Genomic DNA, 9,812 nt, shown 5'->3' on the forward strand with positions numbered 1-9,812 from the left:
ACCGTCGGCTTCAACACCGTCGGCTTCAACGACGACACCCGCGCCTTCCTGTCGATCCCGGCCCGCCACGACGTGGCCCGCCGCGTCGACAGCGCCTTCCTGGCCCGCATGGTCGCCGAGCACCGCATGGACGAGGTCGAGGCCGCCGAACTGATCGTCGACCTGACCTACAACCTGCCTAAGAAGGCCTACAAACTCGACCAGCGACCACAATGGGCTAAGCCGGTCGTTCCCGCCAAACACGCCGCCGAATAGATTTTCCGGAGCTCCCAGATGTTCACCAAGACCTACCACGCCACTCACCCGGACATGATGTACGCGGTCAGCAACGACGACCTGCGCGATCGCTACCTGATGGACGGCCTGTTCGCCGCCGACGACATCGTGCTGCACTACAACCACGCCGAACGCTTCGTGGTCGGCGGCGCGGCTCCCGTCTCGAAGGGCGTGAAGCTGCCCGACCAGACCGAGCCCGCCTCGGCCGCCGGCCACCCGTTCCTGGAACGCCGCGAGCTGGGCGCCATCAATGTCGGCGGCGGCAAGGGCAAGGTGATCGTGGACGGCGTCGTCTACGACATCGAGCCGCGTGACGGCATCTACGTGACCATGGGCTCCAAGGACGTGGTGTTCGAAAGCGTCGACGCCGCCAACCCGGCCCGCTTCTACCTGACCAGCCTGCCGGCTCACGCCGCCTTCGAGACCAAGAAGCTGGAATTCGCCAACGCCGTCCCGCTGGAGCGCGGCGCGCTGGAGACCTCCAACGAGCGCACCATCTACCAGTACATCGTGCCGACCACCTGCAAGTCGGCCCAGCTGCTGCTGGGCATGACCGTGCTGAAGCCGGGCAGCGTCTGGAACACCATGCCGCCCCACCTGCACGACCGTCGTTCGGAAGCCTATTTCTACTTCGGTCTGGGCGATAACGACCGGGTCTTCCACTACATGGGCGAGCCGGACGAGATGCGTCACATCGTGATCGCCAACGAGGAAGCCGTGATGAGCCCGCCGTGGTCGATCCACATGGGTTCGGGCACCTCGAACTACACCTTCATCTGGGCGATGGGCGGGGAGAACCTCGACTACACCGACATGAACGTGCTGGACATCTGCCAGCTGAAGTAGGAGCGACAGCTCCTTCACGAACCCTTCGGCTGTCATCCCGGACGGCCCGAAGGGACGATCCGGGACCGACATGGAGCGTAGCGCTTCGGATCGGTCCCGGATCTTCGCGCTTCGCGCTACGTCCGGGGTGACAACGAGATTTTTGAGGAACGCACCATGGCCAATCCGTTCAGCCTCGAAGGCAAGGTCGCCCTCGTCACCGGCGCCAACACCGGTCTGGGTCAGGCCGTGGCCGTGGCGCTCGCCGAAGCGGGCGCGGACATCGCCGCCGCCGGCCGCAGCGCCCCGACCGAGACGCAAGCCGCCGTCGAGGCGACCGGCCGCAAGTTCCTGTCGATCAAGGCCGACTTCGGCTCGATCGAGCCCGTCCAGCGCGTGGTCGACGAGACCGTCGCCGCGTTCGGCAAGGTCGATATCCTGGTCAACAACGCCGGCATCATCCGCCGCGCCGACAGCATCGAGTTCTCCGAGGCCGACTGGGACGCGGTGATGGACACCAACCTGAAGGTCGTCTTCTTCCTGACCCAGGCCTTCGCCAAGCAGGTGCTCAAGCAAGGCGGCGACACCGCCAGCATCGGCAAGATCATCAACATCGCCAGCCTGCTGTCCTTCCAGGGCGGCATCCGCGTGCCGTCCTACACGGCCAGCAAGAGCGGCTTGGCGGGCCTAACCAAGATCCTGGCCAACGAGTGGGCGTCCAAGGGCATCAACGTCAACGCCATCGCGCCCGGCTATTTCGACACCAACAACACCGAGGCCCTGCGCAACGACGCCGACCGCAACGCCTCGATCCTGGCCCGCATTCCGGCCGGCCGCTGGGGCCAGCCGGGCGACCTGGGCGGGGCCGCCGTGTTCCTGGCCTCGCAGGCCGCCGACTACGTCCAGGGCATTACCTTGCCCGTCGACGGTGGCTGGCTGGCGCGCTAGAGGCAGAAATCTGCGCAAAAGCGAATTTGGTACCGCAACCAATGCGCCGGCCGCCTTTTCGCGGCCGGCAAAGCGCGGTAGAGGCGCCGCTGCGTCATCAAGGGCACAACGTCCGGCTGGCGTTTCGTACGTTTCTTCCCTGATGAACCGGCGCGGCTTCGCGGCGGTCGCGGAGCTTCGCGCATGCGTAATCCCCTGTCGCTCGATGGTGATCGACCCACCAGCCGTCACGTCCGACAGAACGCCAACCTGCTCAGCGACCTGCTGAACGAGGCCATCGCCTATCTGGACGGCGAGGACGCCGCCAAGCTGGTGGCCACGGCGCGCAAGGCCGCCTCGCAGGAGACCGCCGACGGCGAGGCCGTGCGCCTGGACCGCCTGTTCGCCGATCTCTCCAGCGACCAGGCCATCTTCCTGGCCCGCGCCCTGGCCAGCCACTCGATGCTGGCCAATATCGGCGAGGACGTCGCCGGCCGCCGCCGCCATGCCGAGGGCGACGCCCAGCCGGGCGACGAACGTCCCCGCACCCTGGTCGACGCCGTCAAGGCGCTGGTCGCCGATGGCAAGTCGCCGGCCGAGCTGACGAAGACCCTGGCCGCCATGAACGTGGTGCCGGTGCTGACCGCCCACCCGACCGAGGTGCGCCGCCGCAGCATGGTCGACCGCGAGACCGAGATCTCGCGCCTGATGGCCCTGCGTCGCCACCACCTGCCGCCGTCCATGGACGCCGAGATCCGCGAGCGCCTGTTCCGCGAGATCGCCCTGATGTGGCGCACCCGGCTGTACCGTCCCGAGCGGATCACCGTGAAGGACGAGATCCGCAACGCCCTGTCGATCGTCCGCACCTCGATCCTGCCGGCGATCATCGACCTCTACGCCGACTGGTCGCAGGCGATCGGCGAGCATGGCCAGATGGCCCCGCTGCTGAAGATGGGTTCGTGGCTGGGCGGCGACCGCGACGGCCACCCCGGCGTCAACGGCGACACCCTGAAGCTGGCCCTGGCCTCGCAGTCGCGGGTGATCCTCGACTGGTACGCCAGCGAGGTGCGCAAGCTTTGGTCGAACCTGGCGGTGTCCACGGCCTACGTGCCGGTGTCCGAAGAGCTCCTGGCCCTGGCCGCCCAGACCAACGATCCGTCCGTTCACCGTCTGGACGAGCCGTATCGCCTGGCGCTGGAGCTGATCTTCGACCGGCTCTCGGCGGTGTCCCAAAAGCTGACGAACCAATGGGTGGCCTTCGCCACCGCCCGGACGGACGTCGAACCATACGGCCATCCCGAGGCCTTCGTGGCCGATCTGAAGATCATCATCGACAGCCTGGAGCGGAACGGCGGCGAGCGCCTGGTCGGCTCGGCCCTGCGCACCCTGGTCGAGGTGGCCCAGGCCTGCGGCTTCCACCTGATGAGCCTGGACCTGCGCCAGAACGCCGACGTCCACGAGCGGACGCTGCACGAACTGTTCCAGCGGGCCGGCACCGGCGTGAAGTACCTGGACCTCGACGAGGAGGCCCGCTCCAAGCTGTTGATCAGCGAGCTGTCGCACCAGCGACCCCTGGTCTCGCCGTTCACCGCCTATGGCGAGGAGACGGCCAAGGAGCTGGCCACCATGGAAGCCGCGGCCCAGGCCGTGCGCGACTACGGTCACGGCTGCATCGGGGCCTATGTGATCTCCAAGTCCGCGACCCTGTCGGACATCCTGGAACCGCTGGTCCTGCTCAAGCAGGTCGGCCTGGTCTGGGGCGGCGCGGCGCCGCGCGCCTCGGTGAAGATCAGCCCGCTGTTCGAGACCATCGAGGACCTCGAGAATGGTCCCCGCGTGCTGCGCCAGTGGCTGGAGCTGCCGCTGTCCCGCACCATCCTGGGCGACCGGCCGGTGCAGGAGATCATGCTCGGCTATTCCGACAGCAACAAGGACGGCGGCTACGTGGCCAGCCGGCGCGGCGTGGCCCGCGGCGCCTCGGCCCTGGCCTTCGAGGCCGAGCGGATGGGCGTGGGGCTTCAACTGTTCCACGGCCGGGGCGGCAGCGTCGGGCGGGGCGGGGGACCGGCCGCCGAGGCCGTGCTGGCCCAACCGGCCGGCACCGTCCAGGGCCGCATCCGCATGACCGAGCAGGGCGAGATGATCGCCCGCCGGTTCGGCGACCAGCCCACCGCCCGCCGCAATCTCGACGGCCTGGCCGCCGCCGTGCTGATGGCCAGCGAGCGCGAGGTCGTCCGCCCCGATCCCAAGGTCGAGGCGGCCATGACCGCCTTGGCGGAAGCGTCGTTCCACGGCTTCCGGGCCCTGGTATACGACGACCCGGCGTTCGAGGACTTCTTCTGGTCGGCCACGCCGATCGGCGAGATCGTCGGCCTCAACATCGGCAGCCGTCCGGCCAGCCGCACCGCCAGCCGCAAGATCGAGGACCTGCGGGCCATCCCCTGGGTGTTCAGCTGGTCGCAGGCCCGCTTCATGCTGCCCGGCTGGTACGGCTTCGCCTCGGGCGTCGAGCGGGCAGGGCTGTCGACCGGGCAGTTGCAGGACCTGGCCGGGGGCTTCGACTTCTTCGGGGCCCTGCTGTCGAACATGGAGCTGGCCCTGGCCCAGAGCCACATGGGCATCGCGGCCCGGTACAAGGACCTGTCGCCGGACAAGGCCGACGCCCAGCGGATCTTCGACACGATCCATCGCGAGCACGACAAGGCCGCCGAGATCGCCCTGGCGATCCGCGGCGGCTCGGCCCTGCTGGACAACCAGCCGGAGCTGGCGGAGTCGGTGGCCCTGGCCGGGCTGTCGGTCGATCCGCTGAACCACCTGCAGCTGGAGCTGCTGGCCCGCCGTCGGGCAGGCGACCAGGACGAGAACGTGCGCCTGGCCATCCAGCTGACGGTGGCGGGCATCGCGGCGGGCCTGCGCAACACGGGGTGAGGGGAGGGGTTCGCGCCCCTTCCGGGTCTCTTTTTTCTCACCGCCGTCAAAACGGAAAACAACGTTTTGACGGCGCTTGCACAAGGCGTCGCTTCGGAGTAGATTCCTGAATGACACCGGTGGCAAAGTGGCCTGTCCACTATGACACCGGTATCACTGACGTTTTGGACTGGCCTACCCAGTCCTAGGCGTCCGCGGCTCTTTCTGAGTTCGCTCCTGCGCAAACTTTCGGGGCGTCGGGTCTTTGACCTGGCGCCCTTTATTTTGAGAGCCCAGTCGCCGGAAACGGTCGGCCGGGAAATGCGGCGCGGAACCCGACATCGTCGGATCACCGGGCAGGATGGAAACGAAGGACGACAACCAGGGCAATTGGACACGCGAATTGACGTCGGGGGAGCCTCTGGTGTGGCGTCCGCCCGCAACGCGGTCTAAACGGTCGCCCAGCGCCGAACGCGGCGAAATCTTCCACGCCGAGGCCCGCCGACAAGGCCGCACGCAAGATCGATCCTTTGAGGAGCAGTACTGATGGTGAAAGACCGCATGGCCGTGCTGACGGCGCTGATGGACCAGGGCGTCATCCCGGTTTTCTATCACCCGGACGTCGAGGTCTGTAAGAAGGTGATCCAGGCCTGCGCCGACGGCGGCGCGCCCTGCATCGAGTTCACCAACCGCGGCGACTTCGCCAGCCACGTCTTCTACGAAGTGACCCGTCACTTCGCCTCGGCCGATCCGCGCGTGATCATGGGCGTGGGCTCGATCGTCGACGCCCCGACCGCCGGCATCTACATCGCCAACGGCGCCAAGTTCGTGGTCGGCCCGATCCTCAACGCCGACGTCGCCAAGGTCTGCAACCGCCGCAAGATCCCGTATTCGCCGGGCTGCGGCTCGGCCTCGGAAATCTCGTACGCCGAAGAGCTGGGCTGCGAGATCGTCAAGGTGTTCCCGGGTTCGTCGGTCGGCGGCCCCGATTTCGTCAAGGCGGTGTTGGGCCCGATGCCCTGGACCCGCATCATGCCGACCGGCGGCGTCGATCCCGACGAAGCCTCGGTCAAGAAGTGGTTCGGCGCGGGCATCGTCGCCGCCGGCATGGGCTCCAAGCTCATCACGCAGGAACTGCTGGACGCGGGCGACTACGCCGGCATCACCGCCAAGGTCCGTGAGACCGTCGATCTGATCAAGAAGGTTCGTGGGAAAGCCTAGATGACTGACAACATCCTCAACATCCGCCCGGCTTCGGAAACGAAGTGGGACTGCGCTTCCTTCGGTGAAGTGATGCTGCGCTTCGACCCCGGTTTCGGCCGGGTTCGCAACGCTCGCCAGTTCAACGTCTGGGAAGGCGGTGGCGAATACAACGTCGCGCGCGCTTTCAAGAAGTGCTGGGGCAAGCGCTCGACCGCCGTCACCGCCCTGCCGGTGAACGACCTGGGCTGGCTGGTCGAGGATCTGATGATGCAGGGCGGTGTCGACACCTCCCACGTCATCTGGCGCGACTTCGACGGCCTGGGCCGCAACACCCGCGTCGGCCTGAACTTCACCGAAAAGGGCTTCGGCGTTCGCCCCGCTTTGGGCTGTAGTGACCGTGGTCACTCGGCCGCCTCGCAGATCCGCCCCGGCGAAGTGAACTGGGAAAAGCTGTTCGGCGAAGAAGGCGTGCGCTGGTTCCACACCGGCGGCATCTTCGCGGCCCTGGCGTCCAACACCGCCGAAGCCGTGATCGAAGCCGTGGAAGTGGCCCGCAAGTACGGCACCGTGATCTCCTACGACCTCAACTACCGCGCCAGCCTGTGGAAGTCGCAGGGCGGCAAGGAAGGGGCCCAGAAGGTCAACCGCCACATCGCCCAGTACGTCGACGTGATGATCGGCAACGAAGAAGACTTCACCGCCTGCCTGGGCTTTGAAGTCGAAGGCCTGGACGAGCACATCAGCTCGATCGACCCGGCCAACTTCAAGAAGATGATCCAGACGGCCGTGAAGGAGTTCCCGAACTTCAAGGTCGCCGCCACCACCCTGCGCAACGCCAAGACCGCCTCGGTCAACGACTGGTCGGCGATCCTGTACGCCGGCGGCGAGTTCTACGCCTCGATGATGCGCGAGAACCTCGAGATCTACGACCGCGTCGGCGGCGGCGACGGCTTCGCCTCGGGCCTGGCCTTCGGCTTCATGGAAGGCAAGGGCCCCCAGGCCGCCGTCGAGTACGGCGCGGCTCACGGCGCCCTGGCCATGACCACCCCGGGGGACACCTCGATGGTGCGCCAGGCGGAAGTCGAGGCCGTGATGAAGGGCAAGGGCGCGCGGGTCATCCGCTAGTCTTCGTCCAAGCCGTAGGCGCCATAGTCATCCCAGGCCGGCTCGTCCGGCCTGGCGAAGCCCCCGATCGAAAGGTCGGGGGCTTTTTGCTGCGCGAGTTCCCGGTTCCGCTTCAGCATGGCGAGTTTCTTGGCGAGGCTCCGCCGGATCGCCTTCATGCGGACCGGGGTGCGTCCATCCGTGAACCGGGGAACGTGATGCGTTGGCGGCGGAGCGGGTTTGACTCGGCGAGCGCGTGGTCTGGGCATGGTGCATCCTGGCGCGGATAGGCACACGGCTTGGCCGCCTCACGCGGAAAGCCGCTGAAGGGTCGGGGAGGGATGCGGAGCGCCGGGCTGGGCCCGGAAGCTTTGTAGTGAAATACCGTTTCGACACAGACCGACGCTCCGCGCGGCCGTTATCCGGGAGCGTCCGGCGGGTGGCGCTCTTAGCGCCTTACCGAACGAAGCCCCCGACGGGCGGGCCAAGCCAACGAAGCCTGGTCCCGGACCGCATGCGTATCCCCCGCACGCCTGTCGCGTCGCCGACCCCCGCGTCCGGCCGTTTCCGTGTTCCGCGCTCGGCGAGCATCTCACGGACGCGAGGTTTGATCCCCGAAGAGACCATCGGCGGCGTTACCCGCTCGACCGCACCCCAAGGCCGCGAAGGTCGCTGGCCGCGCGCCCTCCCCATCGCCTCGAGGTGGGTTGATTATGCGGCGGCGCGAGAGAGGGAGGATAAGCGGATTTTCGGCGTTGAATTCGTTTGAGGAATACGCCGGGAGCGATGGGGATAAGGGTTTTCGCGCGACGTTTGCGCGGCGCCCGCGGCGAAGGGCGCACCGCATGGAATTCGGCTCGTCGTTAAGTGGCCAAGAACGCGAGAATGCAAAACTGTGCCTGGTAGTCGCAGGGGGATGCACGCGTTGGGTTTCGCCACAGAAGAACAGATGCACCTTTGGCTGCGCGGTTGCTTGCAGAGCATCGAGGGTTTGAACGAAATTGTTCTCAATCCGGAAATATTGGAACCGATTTCCGACGATTCATCGCAAACTCGCACCATCCGAGATAGCTTTAGATACTGTAGGAGAGCTCTACATATAAACGAGGTGGTGACGGATAACGAGAACATCTCGTTGGCTGACGGCGAAATTCTCAGGCCGGACTTCGTTCTCTATGCCGTTGAAGATGAAGCCATGGTGATCGTGGAGCTCAAGAACCTGGTTTCGCCCAGCAGACAGGCGGGTACGGAGCTCAGTGCGTATGCCGGCGAGCTCCGCAGCCGTCTCCCCTTCTTGTCCGACGGGGACGTGGTCAATGTCCTGATCTCTTCGGTGTGGCCGACACTCCTGCGCCACTACGTGGCGCACGAGATCGTCTGGATCGGCCGCAAGATCATCTGCATGAAACCGGTGGAGTGCGAACAGGGACACAAGCTCGAGGTCGTGGATCCGGCGCTCTTTGCTGACGGGATCGACGTCAAGGTGTCCACCCATGAAATGGGAGGCCACCAGCTCTGCCTCTATGACGATGGTCTTTATGGAAGCGGCAGTCGGACGCGGCTGGATGCGCACACGCGGCAAATGCGCGCCACCCTGCAGATGATGGCCGCCCGCGGAAACGCCTTGCGCAGCCATGGCTTCGCGTTTCTCTGGAAGGACCATTCGGCGACCTCCCTCGCCCCCTACAGCATCACCATGGTGCAGGCGGCGCCTTTTCAGGGCGTGGCCAAGTTCCTTCCCGACCTGCCCCAAGGTGTTGCCCCGCGTCCGATCCAGAAGCGCTTGCTGAAGCTCGTCGATGACTACAACCCGGCCGGTCATAGCAAGGCCTTGTCGGAAGTGCTGCAGGTCGCCCGGCGGGCGCTAGGCCGCGTCTCGTCCCCAAGAGCGGAGGGATTCACGCTATGGCCGCAGCTCCGGGAAATGATGGACGCGCGCGTGGGCCCCGTTGCTCGCGCGGAGCTCATTGCTTTTGCAGGTTGGGGGCGATTTGGCGACAGCTTCGCGGATCACCTGATCAGATGCTTCAGCGATGGCGAACTGTCGCGAGCGCATGACGACCCAGAACTTGGCCTTGATGTCATAGCCGAACTGCTCACCGACGAGCGGCCGATCCCGCCGGGCTACTACGACGAGGGCGGGGCGGACGAGGAGGAGCCGCGATAGGCCTCCAGCAGGCCTCTCCTCGGTTCGACGCGGTTGCCCCTGGTTCTCCCTAGTTCACGACGTGACCGATCAAGGCACCCGCCCAGGCGGCGGCCGCCACCAGGACGACGCCGGGAGCCACCCTCAGGGCGAAGGCGCGACCGCCGCTGGTCGTGGCGACGACGATCTTGGTGATCGTGTTGGTGGTGAAGCCGGCCAGGATCGGGATGACGGCGTCCAGCGCCGACATCCGGCCGTTGGCGGTCAGCGAGGCGATCGAGATCGCCGGCGCGTGGGTGTCGACGAAGCCGGCGACGGCGGCCGCCAGGATCGCGCCGGACTCCCCGAACTCGGCGCGCAGGGCGGCCGAGGCCAGCAGCACCACCGACAGGGTCAGGGCGAAGATCAGGGCGCCGGCCAGGCT

The 9,812-nt window shown here is 66.6% G+C and carries 8 protein-coding genes and 1 pseudogene; 7 read left to right on the plus strand and 2 right to left on the minus strand.

The genetic code is table 11. The features are described 5' to 3' along the window. The 6 genes and pseudogenes from AC1DMQ_RS25610 to AC1DMQ_RS25635 all read left to right on the plus strand — a co-directional run. A pseudogene (locus tag AC1DMQ_RS25610) lies at positions 1–255 on the plus strand (glucuronate isomerase); the annotation flags it as partial. 18 nt (positions 256–273) lie between these two features. Next, entirely contained in the window at positions 274–1,122 is an 849-nt protein-coding gene (gene kduI / locus AC1DMQ_RS25615; protein WP_477036352.1) for a 5-dehydro-4-deoxy-D-glucuronate isomerase, read from the plus strand. A gap of 156 nt (positions 1,123–1,278) precedes the next feature. Then, positions 1,279–2,049 (plus strand): 2-dehydro-3-deoxy-D-gluconate 5-dehydrogenase KduD, encoded by a 771-nt coding sequence (gene kduD, locus AC1DMQ_RS25620; protein WP_477036353.1) that lies wholly within the window; start codon positions 1,279–1,281, stop codon positions 2,047–2,049. A 183-nt stretch (positions 2,050–2,232) separates the two neighbouring features. After that, positions 2,233–4,956: a phosphoenolpyruvate carboxylase gene (gene ppc, locus AC1DMQ_RS25625; RefSeq protein ID WP_477036354.1), complete on the plus strand. Its 2,724-nt coding sequence runs from the start codon at positions 2,233–2,235 to the stop codon at positions 4,954–4,956. Between the two features lie 525 nt (positions 4,957–5,481). Then, on the plus strand, positions 5,482–6,156 hold the full coding sequence (locus tag AC1DMQ_RS25630) for a bifunctional 4-hydroxy-2-oxoglutarate aldolase/2-dehydro-3-deoxy-phosphogluconate aldolase (RefSeq protein ID WP_018113188.1): 675 nt from the start codon (positions 5,482–5,484) through the stop codon (positions 6,154–6,156). Continuing rightward, a complete protein-coding gene (locus AC1DMQ_RS25635; RefSeq protein WP_028037821.1) occupies positions 6,157–7,263 on the plus strand; it encodes a sugar kinase in 1,107 nt (368 codons plus the stop codon). On the opposite strand, the gene AC1DMQ_RS25640 is transcribed toward AC1DMQ_RS25635, so the two are convergent. After that, a complete protein-coding gene (locus AC1DMQ_RS25640) occupies positions 7,260–7,382 on the minus strand; it encodes a hypothetical protein (RefSeq protein WP_477036355.1) in 123 nt (40 codons plus the stop codon). The two genes, AC1DMQ_RS25635 and AC1DMQ_RS25640, sit on opposite strands and share 4 nt — an antisense overlap. A gap of 809 nt (positions 7,383–8,191) precedes the next feature. Here AC1DMQ_RS25640 and AC1DMQ_RS25645 point away from each other — a divergent pair. Continuing rightward, on the plus strand, positions 8,192–9,409 hold the full coding sequence (locus AC1DMQ_RS25645; protein ID WP_477036356.1) for a hypothetical protein: 1,218 nt from the start codon (positions 8,192–8,194) through the stop codon (positions 9,407–9,409). A gap of 49 nt (positions 9,410–9,458) precedes the next feature. Here AC1DMQ_RS25645 and AC1DMQ_RS25650 read toward each other — a convergent pair. Next, the coding region (locus AC1DMQ_RS25650) for a DUF4010 domain-containing protein (protein ID WP_477036357.1) at positions 9,459–9,812 on the minus strand (354 nt) is incomplete at its 5' end.

It is taken from the genome of Caulobacter sp. 05L422, assembly GCF_056397765.1.

What these genes read in the sequence shown, in the direction of transcription:
- ppc (WP_477036354.1), top strand. Translation starts at nt 2,233, where the DNA reads ATGCGTAATCCCCTGTCGCTCGATGGTGATCGACCCACCAGCCGTCAC.
- AC1DMQ_RS25635 (WP_028037821.1), top strand. Translation starts at nt 6,157, where the DNA reads ATGACTGACAACATCCTCAACATCCGCCCGGCTTCGGAAACGAAGTGG.
- AC1DMQ_RS25640 (WP_477036355.1), bottom strand. Translation starts at nt 7,382, where the DNA reads ATGCTGAAGCGGAACCGGGAACTCGCGCAGCAAAAAGCCCCCGACCTT.
- AC1DMQ_RS25645 (WP_477036356.1), top strand. Translation starts at nt 8,192, where the DNA reads ATGCACCTTTGGCTGCGCGGTTGCTTGCAGAGCATCGAGGGTTTGAAC.
- kduD (WP_477036353.1), top strand. Translation starts at nt 1,279, where the DNA reads ATGGCCAATCCGTTCAGCCTCGAAGGCAAGGTCGCCCTCGTCACCGGC.
- AC1DMQ_RS25630 (WP_018113188.1), top strand. Translation starts at nt 5,482, where the DNA reads ATGGTGAAAGACCGCATGGCCGTGCTGACGGCGCTGATGGACCAGGGC.
- kduI (WP_477036352.1), top strand. Translation starts at nt 274, where the DNA reads ATGTTCACCAAGACCTACCACGCCACTCACCCGGACATGATGTACGCG.